This window comes from Methylobacterium brachiatum (genome assembly GCF_900113845.1).
Lineage (GTDB): Bacteria > Pseudomonadota > Alphaproteobacteria > Rhizobiales > Beijerinckiaceae > Methylobacterium > Methylobacterium brachiatum.
This window is the reverse complement of sequence record NZ_FOQW01000008.1, coordinates 227,789-243,526: the sequence shown is the minus strand read 5'-3', so window position 1 is coordinate 243,526 and position 15,738 is coordinate 227,789. Positions and strand designations below refer to the sequence as shown.

Here is a 15,738-nt window from a genome sequence, read left to right as displayed (position 1 = left end):
GGTCTGAACCGTGGAGTTCCACTTCGACCGCAAGGAACCGGGTGTCTGGATCTCCGCCGGCACCCACGTGGCGCTGCTGGCCTTCGCGCTGTTCAGCGTGGCGGCTCCGGCCCTGCCCGAGGCGCAGGAGGGCGTGCCGGTCGAGGTGATCACCGAGAACCAGTTCTCCGAGATCACCAAGGGCGAGCGCCAGGCCGACAAGCCGATGCCGAACGCCCAGCCGCGGGCCGACCGCCAGGCCGAGAAGGTCGAGGATCGCGAGCCCGAGAACGCCAAGACCGACGCGCCGACCGCTCCGACCCGCACGGCCGAGATGAAGCTCGCCAACGCGGAGGAGATGCCGCTGCGCGCCGAGCCGGATCCGCAGGAGACGGCCAAAGCCGCCAAGGCCGCCCAGGAGAAGCGTGAGGCCGAGAAGGCCGCCGCCAAGGCTGCGGAGAAAGCTGCCGAGAAAGCCGCCGCGGACAAGGCTGCCGCCGCCGAGAAGGCCGCGGCCGCCAAGGCCGAGGCGAAGGCGGCCGCGAAGGCCGAAGCCGAGAAGCGCGAGCAGCTCGACAAGCTGATCGAGCGGCAGGAGGCCGAAGCTGCGGCCGCCGCCGCGAAGGCCGCCGCCGCGAAAGCCGAGGCCAAGGCCAAGGCGGATGCCGCCAAGGCCGAGGCCGCCCGGGAAGCGGCCCGGAAGGCCGCCGAAGCCAAGGCCGAGGCGGAAGCCGAGCGGCAGAAGGAGATGGCCGAGGCCAAGGCCGCGCAGGAGAAGGCGGAAGCCGCCGCCAAGGCCGAGGCCGCCGCCAAGGCGAAAGCCAAGGCGATGGCGGACGCGAAGGCCAAGGCCGACGGCGAGGCCAAGGCACGCAAGCAGGCCGAGCTCGCCAACAAGTTCAACGCGGGCGACATCCGCTCGATGCTGGCGTCGAAGGTGCCGTCGCAATCCACCGGCGCGACCGGCCACACGGTGCAGAAGGTGGCGGCTCTCGGCGCCGCGACCGGCACCGCGCAGCGCCTGTCGCCGTCCCTGCGCGACGCCCTGGTCGGGTTGCTGCAGCAGCAGATCGAGCGCTGCTACTCCGCCCCCCCCGGCGCCGCCCAGGGGGTGGTCCTGCCGGTGCTCGACATCCGCCTGAACCCGAACGGCTCGCTCAGCACCGAGCCGCGGATCATGCGGGGCGGTTCGAGCGCCGTGGACCAGTCGATCGCGCAAGCCGCGCTCCGGGCGGTGCGCCGCTGCGCGCCGTATAACATTCCGGCCACCTACGCGCCGTATTACAACGACTGGAAGGCCATCAACGCGGAGTTCGAATTCACGGCGACCTGAGGTCGCCGTCCGCGCAGCCTGCCGTCATCCCCCTCCCCCGTCTGATCGTCACTCGGATCCGACCCATGCAGAACCTTCCCTCCGCCGGGCCTCTTCCGGCGCCCCTCGCCGCGCGCCTGGTCGCGCTGCTGGCGTTCCTCGCGATCGCCCTCGGCTTCGCGGCTCCGGCCCAGGCACAGCTGCAGCTGCGCATCGGTGGCGGCAGCTTCCAGCCGATGCCGATCGCGATCGCGGATTTCGGCGGCGACCCGAGCCTCGGCGGCCTCGTCTCCGGCGTGGTGACCAACAACCTGCGCCGCTCCGGCTACTTCACGCCCCTCGACCATGCGCGCTTCCCCGAGCAGCCGAATTTCGACGCCGCGCCGAATTTCGAGAAGTGGCGCGCCACCGGCGTTCAGGGTCTCGTGACGGGCCGCGTCTCCCGCGACGCGTCGGGTAAGCTGAAGGTCGAGTTCCGCCTCTGGGACGTGACCTCCGGCCAGCAGATGACCGGCCAGCAATACGGCACCGACACCGCCAATGCCCGGCGCACCGGCCACCTGATCTCGGACGCGGTCTACACCAAGATCACCGGCCTCGGCCCCTGGTTCGACAGCCGCATCGCCTTCGTGGACGAGAGCGGCCCCAAGGAGAACCGCCGCAAGCGCCTGATGGTGATGGACCAGGACGGCGCCAATGTCCGGGCGATCACCAGCGGCGAGACCTCGATCGTCGCGCCGCGCTACTCGCCGGCCACGCAGGACATCGCCTTCATGTCCCAGGCCACCGGGCACCAGCCCCGCGTCCAGGTGATCAACCTCGAGACCGGCGCCCGCCAGGCGCTGGGCAACGTCGATTCGATGAGCGCCAGCCCGCGCTTCTCGCCGGACGGCCGCCGCTTGGTGATGAGCGTGCAGCAGGGCGGCAACGCTGACATCGTGACGATGGATATCGCCACGAAGGCCCAGCACTCGGTCACCAACGGCATGGCGATCGACACCTCGCCGACCTACGCGCCGGACGGTTCGCAGATCGCGTTCGAATCGGATCGCGGCGGCTCGCAGCAGGTCTACGTGATGGGCGCCGACGGCTCGAACCCGCACCGGATCACCTTCGGCGCCGGCTCGGCCTCGCAGCCGGCCTGGTCCCCGCGCGGCGACCTGATCGCCTATACCCGCCAGCGCAACGGCGGCTTCGCCATCTGCGTGTCGAAGCCCGACGGCACCGGCGAGCGCGTCCTCACCGAGGGCTACCACAACGAGGGCCCGACTTTCGCGCCGAACGGCCAGTACGTGCTGTTCTTCCGCGATCCGGGCGGCCAGGGCGGCGGCAAGCTGTTCATGGTCGACATCACCGGCAAGGTGGAGCAGCCGATCCCGACCCCCTCCTACGCCTCCGACCCGACTTGGTCGCCGCTGCTCGCGGGCCGCTGAGTCTTTTGGGATCTTGGAGCCCGGCTACCAGTCGGGCTCCAGGGCGTCGTTCGTTTCCCGGCCCGTGTCGGCAGATGTGAGCGTCGCGGCTTGATCCCGCAGCGCTTTCGGCAGAGCCCCGAGGGCGGGATCGTCGAAGGCGAGATGCGGCAGGTAGCGGGCGACAAGTTCCGCAATGAGCCGAGCCTGCGCGCCATCGCGGCGACGCTTCTCGGGATTGCGATCCGGTCTTCCCGAAAGCCATGCTTTGTGGAGCGCGAAGGCTCGCGGATCGGGCACGGTCATCTCGGCCGGGTAGCCGCGCAGATCGAGCACCGTGACCCGGACCTTGGGACTGTTCACGAGCCAGGCCAGACCGACGATCTCGACGGCGACGAGGTCGTCGGGGTCGCGCCCGATCTGCCTCGCTTCGCTCGGCCGAATGGGGTCTTTCGGAGCGGGTGTGATCAGATCGACGATGTAGCCGTCGCGGTTTGCCGCACGAAACCCGCGCTTGCCCATGACCTCGAAGGAATGATCGACCTTCCGGAGCAGGCCGACGACTCCCGATGCCGCCACTTCCGGGACGATGAGTTTCAGGCTGGCCCGCGCGTCGTACAACAGGTCGAAATCGGCTGTTTCGAGGACCGCTTGGTCGATCTGGACGCCGGCCATCCGCTCATAGGCGAACAGCGCATTGGTCCCAACTGTGGCGACCACCGGTTCCGTGAGACGGGCGTCGGACAGAGCCCGCAGGATCCGGGCGGCGATCACCGGCATCCGGCCGAGCCGCTGCGCGCGGCTGACGGCCGCGATCCTGTCCAGCCGTTGTGCGAGCGCGGTGCTGCGCATCTTCGCGTGCGAACGGCCATCGACGAAGCGTTGGTGGATGGCCTCCGTCGCCTCCGAACGAGGACCGAGGGATTTCCAGACGCCATCCTTGAAACGATAGAGGTAGCTGCGCCCATCGACGGTTTTCCAGGCCATCGAACCGGCGAAGCGGCTCTGCAAGGTCGAGCGCGCCGCGCGATAGGCATCGAAGACCTGCTCGGCGTTGATGAGTTGCCGGGCCTGTTCGTCGTCGAGTTCCCTGTAGGGCATCGTACCCGTCCCTGCCGACGTTCAGGGCTTGGTACGTATCATCTAAGTCCATGATTGGAAACAAATTATCCATTTTCGGATTGATCGGAGGCGCGAAATGGATAATCGAGCGCAGCTTCGCCGGAGCCGTCCATAGGCCTGAAAAATCCGGTTGTATGCCGTGTCGTGCTCGAGACGGGGTGGACTGCCGCTATCCCTGCACCAGCAACCGGTCCCGCGCCCGCAGCGCTGGGAAGAACCGGCCCCAGAGCAGCGCGACGGCGATCGTCGCGGCACCACCCGCCACCACCGCCGGGACCGCCCCGATCGCAGCGGCGAGCAGGCCGGATTCGAACTCGCCGAGCTCGTTCGAGGCCCCGATGAACACGGTGTTCACCGCGGAGACCCGGCCGCGCATGGCGTCCGGCGTCTCGCCCTGCACGAAGGTCTGGCGGACATAGACCGAGATCATGTCGGCGGCGCCGGTGACGAACAGGCAGGCCATCGACAGGGGCAGCGAGGTCGAGAGGCCGAACACGACCGTCGCGGCGCCGAACACGGCCGCCGCCCGGAGCATCCGCACCCCGGCATGGCGCCGGAGCGGGCGATAGGCGAGCAGCACCGCCGTGGCGACGGCTCCGAAGGCCGGCATGCTCCGCAGCGCCCCGAGGCCCAGGGGCCCGACATGCAGCACCTCGCCGGCATAGATCGGCAGGAGCGCGGTGGCGCCGCCCAGCAGGACCGTGAACAGGTCGAGGCTGATGGCGCCCAGCACCACCGGCTGCGAGCGGATGTAGCCGATGCCGGCCGAAAGCGCCGCCCAGGTGATCGGCGGCCGCTCGGTCACGGCGGCGGGCCGGAAGCGGATCAGGGCCGTCAGCAGGCTGGCGACGGCGAAGCTCGCCGCCGCGCCGCCGAACACGACCGACGGCCCGAGGGCGTAGAGCAGCCCGCCCAGTGCCGGGCCCATCACCGAGGCGCTCTGCCAGAGCGAGGCGTTCCAGGCGATCGCCGAGCCGAATTGCGGGCCCGGTACCAGGGTCGGCAGAAGCGCTTGCAGGGCCGGATTGGCGAAGGCCCGGGCGGTGCCGACGACGATCACCAGGGCGTAGATCGGCCAGACCGCCTGGAGGCCGGCGAGCGCATAGGCGAGGAGGCCGAAGCTCGCCAGACTCTGGAGGCCGAAGGCCGCGGCGCCGACCAGGCGCCGGTCATAGGCATCCGCCACATGGCCGGTGATCAGGGCGCAGACCACCGCGGGCAGGAAGCCCGCCAGCCCGACGAGGCCCAAGGCCAGGGCGGAATGGGTCAGGTCGTAGACGAACCAGCCGATCGCCACCGCCTGCATCTGATAGGCGAGGCCCGTGAGGAAGCGGGCCGAACCGAACAGGCGGAAATCGCCGATGCCGAAGACGGCCCAGCCGGAACGATCATGCGCGGACATGCCCCCTGCTGATCCCGGGCGGGGGATTAATCAAGCCCGCCGCAGGGGCCGGATCGGAGAAACGGCCGGGCCTGTTCGCTGCACCCGCTAGTGGAGTGCCAAGCCGGGTTTGCGCGTTGCGGTGGCGGGCTGGAGGGTGAAGGGACGGCCCGCCTCACGGTGATCGAGACGCGGGCCCTCAAGAGGGAAAAGTGGGAAGGTACAGGTCACCTGGGTTCCGGCCCCGGGCGCGGTCTCCAGATGGACCCGCCCGCCATGGAGTTCGACGAAGGACCGCACGATCGAGAGGCCGAGCCCGACCCCGCGATGGCGGGTCCCCAGGGTGTGGCTCTCGAAGCGGTTGAAGACCGAATCGGCGATCTCAGGCGGCATGCCGCGGCCGTGGTCACGCACGCTGAGGACCAGATCGTGGGCTTCCCGGCGGGCCCGGACCTCGACGCGCTGCCCGGCATCCGAGAAGCCGACGGCGTTGGACAGCAGGTTGAACAGGATCTGGCGGACGCGCTTCCCGTCCGCGTGGACGCTGCCGATATCCTCCGGCACGTCCAGCGCGAGGGTGATGTGGGATTCGGCCAGCCGATCCTCGATCCCGCGCACGGCAGCCTCGATCGTGGACTGGACGTCGACCTCCTCGCGCTGAAGCTCCAGGGAGCCGGCATCGATCGAGGCGAGGTCGAGGATGTCGTTGATGATCACGAGCAGCGCCGCCGAGGAGCGCATGATGTGGTCGGAATATTCGCGCTGCCGGTCGTTGAGCGCGCCCACCGTCTCGTCGCCGAGAAGCTGGGTGAACCCGATGATGTTGGTGAGCGGCGAGCGCAGCTCGTAGGAGACATGGTGCACGAAGGTGTCGCGCAGCTGCGCGGCCTTCTCCAGGGCGTCGTTCTTCTCGGTGAGCGCCCGCTCGACATTCACGCTCGCGGTGACGTCGATCAGGGTGAGCAGGGTCGCGCCCTCGGGCAGCGGCTGCGCGGCGCAATCGAGGACGGTGCCGTCCACCACCTCCAGGCGGCAGGACCGGGCGGTGCGGGATTCGAGGCCGACCACCGCGTCGCGGATGTCGAGCCAGGGCTCCTCGGCGGGTGCGAGCGACCGGCAGGATTCGATGACGGCATCGACGTGTGGCCGCTCCTCCACGGCCGCCGGATCGAGCCGCCACACGGTGCAGAACGCCCGGTTGGCGAGCGTCATGCGCCCGTCCGCGCCGAACACCGCCACCGGCTCGGCGAGGGTGTCGAGCGTCTCCGCCTGGAGGCGGCGCAGGGCGTTGTAGCGGGATTCCGCGTTCAGGCTGTCGGAGACGTCGTCGAACAGATAGGTCAGGCCGCCCTGCGGGTTCGGGTCGGCGACAACCCGGAGCGTGCGCCCGTCGGGCAGGTACCACCAGCTCTGGTTGGCTTCGGCGGCCCGGTAGGCGGCCAGCACCCCCTGCTTCCAGCCGCGGAAATCGGCATGCTCCTCGAGCTTCCGCTCGGCCCGGAGGTGATCGAGGATCTCGCCGTCGGAGGGTCGGCTGTCCAGGAACGCCTGATCGAGGTCCCAGAGCTGGCGATAGGCCGCGTTGTGGAAGATCAGCCGCTGCGACACGTCGAACATCGCCACCGCGGTGGGCAATTGGTCGAGGGTGCGGACGTTGGCGTTCATCTGGCGCTGCAGGTCGGCGCGGACGCTCTCCAGCTCCGAGACGTCGATGGCGATGCCGACGCGGCCGCTGTCCAGGGTGGTCTCGAAGACGTCGAGCATGCGCCGGCTGCCGGCCATCACCGCCGAGAGCCGCGGGACGCTGCGGGACAGGCCGGCAGCCCGCGCCGCCTCGTCCCGGGCGATGGCCTCGCGGGCCGGACGGTCGAACAGCTCGATGCCGCGGTCCAACGTGGCCTCGCGGCTCTCCGCCTCCACGGCCGCCACGTAGGCGGCGTTGACCCAGCTCAGGCCGCCCTCGCGGTTGCGGCGCCAGACCGGCTGCGGGATCGCGTCGAGCAGGCCGGCCAGCGCCGACAGGCCGCGGCGGGTCTCGTCCAGGGTCGCGCGCAGGTCGGCGATCTCGCAGCGCTCCTGGCTGGTCTCACGCAGGCGCAGGAGCGCCCGGCCGGCCACCGCCTGCCCGTGGGCGTCGATGCTGCGCCCGGTCTGGGTGCGCAGGCTCAGCGTGAAGCTCGTGCCCCGGGCCCGCAGGGTCTCGACCGCGGCCTCGACGGCGGCGGCATCCGAGGCGACCAGCCAGGTGCCGAAGGCCAGGACCCGGCGGGCATAGCCGGAGGTCGGCCGCTCGCCGTAGATCGCTAGGCTGATATCGCCCTCGACCACGGGCTCGCTGCGCCGGTCCCAGGTGACGATGATCTGGCGCTCGGCGTTTAGCAGCATCTCGGCGCGGTCATGGGCGCCGCGCAGCACGTCGAGGGCGCCGGCGAGCTCGCGCTCCCGGCGGGTCCAGCGACTGCGCTCGTAGAGGTGGAGCAGTGAGAGAATCACCGCGAAGGCGACGAGGCCGCCGAAGATCGCCAGGGCGGCGACGCCGTGCATCTCACGCGGCGCGTGCGCGGTCGCGGTCTCGGGCAGTTCGGCGAGCGCAGCGCTCGCCGCCGTCAATGTGAGCGCACCCACGCAGATTCGAACGTGCGCGGCACGACCGACACCCATGATAGCCCTGCCCCCACCCCTGGCGATCCGAATGCGCGTGCAACCGCGCGGCGCAGAACGCACCGTCCCCGCAGGCGATTCTCCCGAACCGTTGCGGACCCACCGATCTAAGATTCGCCCGCACCTTAACGTGCTGCGGAATCCACCCGGAAGGGGAACGAAGCGTGGCTATACGCCGACGGCTCACAATCATCCGTTAACGACACTTAGAAGACACAGTGTGTCGGGCCCGGAATGGGTTGACAAACGAAAGGGCCCGACGCAGCGCGCCGGGCCCTTTTTGGTTCGTGATCGCGGCGGTCAAAGCCGCGCCGGCTACCGTCCCGTCGGTCGGGAATTCAACTTCCGGTTCGACGGGCGTCGACCGGAAGCATCCCCGGCCGAGGCCGGCTCAGTAGCGGTAATGCTCGGGCTTGAACGGCCCGGACTCGGACACGCCGATATAGGCGGCCTGATCGGGGCGCAGCTTCGAGAGCTTCACGCCGATCTTCTCCAGGTGCAGCGCCGCGACCTTCTCGTCGAGGGTCTTGGGCAGGGTGTAGACCTGCTTCTGGTACTTGCCCGGGTTGGTCCAGAGCTCAATCTGGGCCAGCGTCTGGTTGGTGAAGGAGGCCGACATCACGAAGGACGGGTGACCGGTCGCGTTGCCGAGGTTCACCAGGCGCCCCTCCGAGAGGAGGATGATGCGGTGACCGTCCGCGAAGGTGATCTCGTCCACCTGCGGCTTGATGTTGGACCACTTCAGGTTCTTCAGGCCGGCGACCTGAATCTCGTTGTCGAAGTGGCCGATATTGCAGACGATCGCCCGGTCCTTCATGGCCCGCATGTGATCGATCGTGATGATGTCCTTGTTGCCCGTGGCGGTGACGAAGATGTCGGCGCGCGGGGCGGCGTCCTCCATCGTCACGACCTCGTAGCCCTCCATGGCGGCCTGGAGCGCGCAGATCGGGTCGATCTCCGAGACCAGCACGCGGCAGCCGGCATTGCGCAGGGACGCGGCCGAACCCTTGCCGACATCGCCGAAGCCGGCGACCATGGCGACCTTGCCGGCCATCATGACATCGGTGCCGCGGCGGATGCCGTCGACCAGCGACTCCTTGCAGCCGTAGAGGTTGTCGAACTTCGACTTGGTGACCGAGTCGTTCACGTTGATCGCCGGGAAGAGCAGCTTGCCCTCCTTGGCCAGCACGTACAGGCGGTGGACGCCCGTGGTGGTCTCCTCGGAGACGCCCTTGATGCTGTCGGCGAGGCCGGCGAACCAGCCCTTCGGCTTCTCGGCGAGCTTCTTCTTCAGCAGCGCGAAGAAGATCTCCTCCTCCTCGCTCTCCGGCTTGTCGAGGAAGGCGGTGTCGCCGTTCTCGGCGCGCAGGCCGAGATGGACGAACATGGTGGCGTCGCCGCCGTCGTCGAGGATCATGTTCGGCATGCCGCCGTCATGCCAATCGAACAGGCGCGAGGTGTAGTCCCAGTACTCCTCCAGGGTCTCGCCCTTCACGGCGAAGACCGGGATGCCGGCGGCCGCGATGGCGGCGGCGGCGTGGTCCTGGGTCGAGTAGATGTTGCAGGAGACCCAGCGGATGTCGGCGCCGAGCGCCTTCAGGGTCTCGATCAGCACCGCGGTCTGGATCGTCATGTGGAGCGAGCCGGCGATCTTGGCGCCCTTCAGGGGCTGCGCAGCGCCGTACTCCTCGCGGACCGCCATCAGGCCCGGCATCTCCGTCTCGGCGATCGAGATCTCCTTGCGGCCGTAATCGGCCAGCCCGATGTCCTTGACGATATAATCCTTGGCCATGAGTCGGCGGCTCCGTGTGTTCGCGTTGCGGTTCGGGGCCAGCCTCTACCACTTCGCGGGATACGAAGCAATCAAGACATAAACATGTCTTTATGCGTTCCAGTCTGCGCGGCGGTTCCCGGCGGCTCTCCGAAGCCTCAGATCTCGATCTCGGTGCCGACCTCGACCACCTGCCGCGTCGGCACGCCGAAGAAGGCGCCGGTGCGCTCGGCGTTGCGCTGCATGAAGGCGAACAGGTTCTCCCGCCAGGGCGCCATCCCGCGCTTGTCGCTCCGGGGGATGATGGTCTCGTGGCCGACGAACACAGTCATGTCCTCGATGACGTGCGCGGGCAGGTGGCGCGAGGCGACGGCGCAGGCCAGCCCCTCCGGGATCGAGGCCTCTTCCATGAAGCCGTAGCGGAGGATCACCCGGTAGAAGTCCGGCGCCAGGATCGTCACGTGGGCGCGCTGCTCCGCCGGGACCGTCGGGGTCTCCTCGTAGAGGGCGGTGATGATCAGGATCCGTTCCATCAGGGCGCGGTTGCGCTCGACGAAGCGCGACAGGTGGAGCGGGATCCCGTGCTCGGCCGCCGACAGGAAGGCCGCGGTGCCGGGCAGGCGCAGCAGCTCGCGGTGCTGGAGCCCGGCCAGGAAGGCATCCTCCGGCAGGCGCAGGGCGACCCGGGCCTCCTCGACCAGCTCGTTGCCCTTCTTCCAGGTGAGCATCATCAGGGCGACGAGGCCGGCGAGCACCAGGGGAAACCAGCCGCCCTCGAGGATCTTCACGCTGTTGGCCGCGAAGAACACCGTGTCGATGGCGAGGAACAGGCCGTTGACCGCGAAGACCAGGATCGGGTTGTAGCCCCAGCGGAGCGCGATCAGCGCGGCGAGCAGGGTGGTGATGCCCATCAGCATCGAGACCGCGATCCCGTAGGCCCCGGCGAGCGCGTCGGAGGAGCCGAACATCACCACGGCGATCAGGGTCGCGGCGGCAAGGAGCCAGTTCACCATCGGGACGTAGATCTGGCCGCGCTCCTCCTTGGCCGTCTGGACGATGCGCATGGCCGGCAGGAAGCCGAGCTGCACCGATTGCTGGGTCAGGGAAAACACGCCGGAGATGATTGCCTGCGAGGCGATGATCGTGGCGAGCGTCGCCAGCGCGATCAGCGGGTAATGGCCCCAATCCGGGCAGAGCCGGAAGAACGGGTTCTCGATCGCGTCCGGCGAGGCCAGCAGCAGGGCGCCTTGGCCGAAATAGTTGAGCACCAACGCCGGCAGGACGAGGACGAACCACGCCGCCCGGATCGGCATGGCGCCGAAATGGCCGAGATCGGCATACATCGCCTCGCCGCCGGTCACCGCCAGGAAGGCGGCGCCCAGCATGGCGAAGCTCACGTGCCAGCCGGCATGCAGCATGAAGTCGACAGCGCGCAGCGGGTTCACCGCGGCGAGGATCTCCGGCTTGTGCAGGATGCCGCCGATCCCCAGCGCCGCCAGCACCACGAACCACAGCAGCATCACCGGGCCGAACACCCGGCCGATCGCCGCCACGCCCTTGTGCTGCACCGAAAACAGCGCGACCAGGATCGCGATCGTGATCGGCACGACGAAACGGCCGAGGGCCGGCGCGTCGACCTTCAACCCCTCGATGGCCGACAGCACCGAGATCGCCGGGGTGATCGCGCCATCGCCGTAGAGCAGGGCCGCGCCGATCAGCCCGACCACCAGCAGCGCCGCCTTCCAGGTCCCGTGGCGGGCCTGCCGGGCGCCGAGCAAGGCCAGCATGGCGACGATGCCGCCCTCGCCCTTGTTGTCGGCGCGCAGGATCAACACCGCGTATTTCAGCGACACGATCAGGATCAGCGCCCACAGGATCAGCGATACCGCACCCGTGGCCGCCGCCGGCACCGCGGCGCCGCCCGCGGTCGCCGCCTTCACGGCCTCCTTGAAGGCGTAGAGCGGGCTCGTCCCGATATCGCCGTAGACGACGCCCAGCGCCCCGAAGATCAGCGCCGGCTTGAGCCGGCCCTTCTGGGACGCGGGCTCGTCGCCGGCACCGGCCTGGGAACCCGGCGCCGCCGCGGGGGCAAGGGACTGACTCAACGCACGGCTCCCGCGGGATTACATCGTTCGCCCTGGCCGGACAGGTAGAGCGCCGGCCGGCGAAGTGAAAGCCGGCGCGACCGGATCCGTTTGCGGAGGAAGAGCTTGTCGTCGACGCTCACGTCATTGCGAGCGGAGCGAAGCAACCCAGGGATACGCAACGAACTGAGAGCGCGCGCCACACTGGATTGCTTCGCTGCGCTCGCAATGACGGTAGAGGTATTGGCCCGGTCGACGGACGAGGCCCGGTCAGACCAGATCGGCCAACGCCTCGGGGCAGGCTTCGCCGCGCCGCAGGCCGAAGACCGGCACGCCGGCATGGCGCGTGATCGACGCGGCCACGGTGGCGAGCGGTGCCGGAGCCCCCTCGCTCTCGCTCACCGCGATGGCGCGGAGCGGGATGCCGTGGAGGCGCAGGGTCTCGCGGGCGGTGAGCGCGTGGCTGATCGCGCCGAGATAGCTGCCGGAGACGAGGAGCGCCGGCACGTCGAGGGCTTTGAGCCAGTCGAGCCCGGTGGCCGCCTCGGTGACCGGGCTCATGACCCCGCCGACACCCTCGATGATCAGGGTTCCGTCACCGTGGGCGATCTGCGCCCGGCACCAGCCGACGAGGTCGGGCAGCGCCAGGGACCGGCCCTCCAGCACCGCCGCCTGATCGGGGGCGAGCGGGGCCGCGAACCGCCAGGGTGAGCAGGCCTCGACCGTCTTGTCGTCGATACCGAGGCCCTGCGCGTCGAGCAGCCGGGCCGTGTCGCTCTCCGCGAAGGCCGGGTCGCTCAGCGGCGGAACGCCGCTCGCGAGCGGCTTCAGCGTCCGCACCGGCCGACCCTGCGCCCGCAGGCGCCGGGTCAGCGCCGCGGTGACGTAGGTCTTGCCGATCTCGGTGCCGGCGCCGGCGACGAAGACGGCGCGGGCGGCCATGGGGCGGGCCGCCTCAGGCCTGGAACGTGCCGTGGCAGTGCTTGTACTTCTTGCCCGAGCCGCAGGGGCACGGCTCGTTGCGCCCGACCCGGCCCCAGGTGGTGGCATCGTTCGGATCGCGCTCCAGCACGGCGCCGTCGGCCGCGAGCCCTTGCGCGGCGTAGGCGTAGGCCGGACCGCCGCCGCCATCGCTGCCCGAGCCGCGCCCGGCATAATCCATTTCGTTCTCGCCGGTGACCGGGTCGAGATGCTGGGCGAACATCGGGGGCAGTTCCGGGGTGCCGCCCGGGAAGGCCTGCTGGTCGGGCTGCTGGTGCACGATCTCGACGCGGGAGAGCTGCGTCGTCACCTGCTCGCGCAGGGCCGTGATCAGGTTGTTGAAGAGGTCGAACGCCTCGGACTTGTACTCGTTGAGCGGATCGCGCTGGGCGAAGCCGCGCCAGCCGATCACCTGACGCAGGTGGTCGAGGGTCACGAGGTGCTCCCGCCACAGGTGATCCAGGGTCTGGAGCAGGACCTGCTTCTCGATATAGGCGGTGATCTCGGTGCCGTTCTTCTCGGCCCGCTCGGCATAGGCGGTCTCGGCAGCCTTGAGCAGGCGCTCGCGCATCTCCTCGTCGGCGATGCCCTCTTCCTTGGCCCAATCCTCCACCGGGACGTCGAGGTTGAGCACCTCGCGGACCTGCTCGTGCAGGGCGGCGACGTCCCACTGCTCGGCATAGGCGTTCGGCGGGATGTAGCGGGCGACGAGGTCGTCGATCACGCCCTCGCGCATCTCGTCCACGGTCTCGCGCACGCTCTCCTGAGCCATGAAGTCCCGGCGCTGCTCGAACACGACCTTGCGCTGGTCGTTCATGACGTTGTCGTATTTGAGCACGTTCTTGCGCATGTCGAAGTTGCGCGCTTCGACCTTCTGCTGCGCCTTCTCGATCGCCTTGTTGATCCAGGGGTGAATGATCGCCTCACCCTGCTCCAGGCCGAGCTTCTGCAGCATCCCGTCCATGCGGTCGGAGCCGAAGATCCGCATCAGGTCGTCCTGAAGCGACAGGTAGAACTTCGAGCGGCCGGGATCGCCCTGGCGGCCGGAGCGGCCGCGGAGCTGGTTGTCGATGCGCCGCGACTCGTGGCGCTCGGTGCCGATGATGTAGAGGCCGCCCGGCAGGGCCTTCTTGCGTCCGGCGGCCGGGTCGGCCGGCTCGCCCGAGGCCAGCACCTTGGCGCGATTGTCGGCGATCTCGGCCTTGATCGCCTCGATGGCGGCGTCGCGCTCCGGCCCGTCCGGCAGGTGGCCGAGCTCTTTCTCGATCCGCATCTCGAGGTTGCCGCCGAGTTTGATGTCGGTGCCGCGGCCGGCCATGTTGGTGGCGATGGTGATCGCGCCCGGCACGCCGGCCTCGGCGACGATGTAGGCCTCCTGCTCGTGGAAGCGGGCGTTCAGCACGGCGAAGCGCTTGGTGACCCGGCCCTCGCGGGCGGCCTTGTAGACGTCGGTCAGCGCGTTCGGATCGGAATAGTCGAGCAGCGTGTAGCCGTGCTTCTTGAGCATCTCGGCCAGGTGCTCGGACTTCTCGATCGAGCCGGTGCCGACCAGGATCGGCTGGTGCCGGCTATGCGCCTTGTCGATCTCCGCGATGATGCCGTCGTACTTCTCGGCGACCGTGCGGTAGACCTCGTCGTCCTCGTCGACGCGCTCGACCTCCTTGTTGGTCGGGATGTCGACCACGTCGAGCTTGTAGATCTCGGCGAACTCGTCGGCTTCCGTGGAGGCCGTGCCGGTCATGCCGGCGAGCTTGTTGTAGAGGCGGAAGTAGTTCTGGAAGGTGATCGAGGCGAGCGTCTGGTTCTCGGGCTGGATCGTCACCCGCTCCTTGGCCTCGAGCGCCTGGTGCAGGCCTTCCGAGTAGCGCCGGCCCTGCATCATGCGGCCGGTGAACTCGTCGATGATCACCACCTCGTCGTTCTTGACGATGTAGTCCTTGTCCCGGGTGAACAGCGTGTGGGCGCGCAGGGCCTGGTTCACGTGGTGGACGAGGCTGACGTTGTGGGCGTCGTAGAGGTCGCCGTCCTTGAGCAGGCCGACCTCGCGCAGGGTCACCTCGACGAACTCGTTGCCGGCTTCCGTCAGCGAGACCGTGCGCTGCTTCTCGTCGAGATCGTAATGCTCGCGCACCAGCCGGGGCATGATCGCGTCGACCGAGACGTAGAGCTCGGAGCGGTCGTCCACCGGGCCCGAGATGATCAGCGGCGTGCGCGCCTCGTCGATCAGGATCGAGTCGACCTCGTCGACGATCGCGAAGTTGTGTCCGCGCTGGGCGAGCTGCGACAGCTCGTACTTCATGTTGTCGCGCAGGTAGTCGAACCCGTACTCGTTGTTGGTGCCGTAGGTGATGTCGCAGGCATAGGCCGCCTTGCGCTGCTCGTCGTCGAGCCCGTGCACGATGGTGCCGACGGTGAGCCCCAGGAACCGGTAGAGCTGGCCCATCCACTCCGCGTCGCGGGAGGCGAGGTAGTCGTTCACGGTGACGACGTGGACGCCCTTGCCCTCGAGGGCGTTCAGGTAGACCGGCAGCGTCGCCACCAGGGTCTTGCCCTCGCCGGTCTTCATCTCGGCGATGCCGCCCTCGTGCAGCACCATGCCGCCGATCAGCTGCACGTCGAAATGGCGCTGGCCGAACACGCGCTTGGCCGCCTCGCGCACCGTCGCGAAGGCCGGGACCAGGATGTCGTCGAGGCTCTTGCCGGCGGCGAGTTCCGCCTTCAGCATGTCGGTGCGCGCCCGGAGCGCGTCGTCCGACAGGGCCTGGATCTCCGGTTCCAGCGCGTTGATCTGCGCCACGCGCGGGCGATAGCCCTTGACGCGCCGGTCGTTGGAGGAGCCGAAAATCTTCTTGGCGATGGAGCCGAGCATCGTTGACCTGCGGACGCGCGAGCCCGCCCACGGGTGAACGTGGCGGGCCGGCCTTGGCGGAGTTGGCCGGGCTTATAGAGGTAAACATCGGCCGGCGCACCTGAAAGAGGCAGCCTCCGATCCATCGGGCTCCGGACGGGTGAAACGGCAGCGCTTGCCTTCTCGT

The 15,738-nt window shown here is 69.0% G+C and carries 9 protein-coding genes; 2 read left to right on the top strand and 7 right to left on the bottom strand.

The window, feature by feature from the left end; genetic code table 11:
• Positions 1-10: 10 nt before the first annotated feature.
• Positions 11-1,312: a cell envelope integrity protein TolA gene (gene tolA / locus BMZ47_RS12645; protein ID WP_091862589.1), complete on the top strand. Its 1,302-nt coding sequence runs from the start codon at positions 11-13 to the stop codon at positions 1,310-1,312.
• A 65-nt stretch (positions 1,313-1,377) separates the two neighbouring features.
• Positions 1,378-2,724: a Tol-Pal system beta propeller repeat protein TolB gene (gene tolB, locus BMZ47_RS12640; protein ID WP_091862586.1), complete on the top strand. Its 1,347-nt coding sequence runs from the start codon at positions 1,378-1,380 to the stop codon at positions 2,722-2,724.
• A gap of 24 nt (positions 2,725-2,748) precedes the next feature.
• Here tolB and BMZ47_RS12635 read toward each other — a convergent pair whose 3' ends face one another.
• From BMZ47_RS12635 to secA, 7 genes are all read right to left on the bottom strand, one after another.
• On the bottom strand, positions 2,749-3,804 hold the full coding sequence (locus tag BMZ47_RS12635; protein WP_091862583.1) for a GSU2403 family nucleotidyltransferase fold protein: 1,056 nt from the start codon (positions 3,802-3,804) through the stop codon (positions 2,749-2,751).
• Positions 3,805-3,994: 190 nt separating this feature from the next.
• A complete protein-coding gene (locus BMZ47_RS12630) occupies positions 3,995-5,227 on the bottom strand; it encodes an MFS transporter (protein ID WP_091862579.1) in 1,233 nt (410 codons plus the stop codon).
• An 87-nt stretch (positions 5,228-5,314) separates the two neighbouring features.
• Entirely contained in the window at positions 5,315-7,867 is a 2,553-nt protein-coding gene (locus tag BMZ47_RS12625; RefSeq protein WP_091862577.1) for a sensor histidine kinase, read from the bottom strand.
• A gap of 391 nt (positions 7,868-8,258) precedes the next feature.
• Complete coding sequence (gene ahcY / locus BMZ47_RS12620) at positions 8,259-9,659, bottom strand: adenosylhomocysteinase (RefSeq protein WP_007566841.1); 1,401 nt, start codon at positions 9,657-9,659, stop codon at positions 8,259-8,261.
• 137 nt (positions 9,660-9,796) lie between these two features.
• Positions 9,797-11,743: a potassium transporter Kup gene (locus BMZ47_RS12615; RefSeq protein WP_091862575.1), complete on the bottom strand. Its 1,947-nt coding sequence runs from the start codon at positions 11,741-11,743 to the stop codon at positions 9,797-9,799.
• A gap of 249 nt (positions 11,744-11,992) precedes the next feature.
• A complete protein-coding gene (gene bioD / locus BMZ47_RS12610; RefSeq protein WP_091862572.1) occupies positions 11,993-12,664 on the bottom strand; it encodes a dethiobiotin synthase in 672 nt (223 codons plus the stop codon).
• 13 nt (positions 12,665-12,677) lie between these two features.
• Complete coding sequence (gene secA / locus BMZ47_RS12605; RefSeq protein WP_091862569.1) at positions 12,678-15,572, bottom strand: preprotein translocase subunit SecA; 2,895 nt, start codon at positions 15,570-15,572, stop codon at positions 12,678-12,680.
• Positions 15,573-15,738 lie beyond the last annotated feature (166 nt).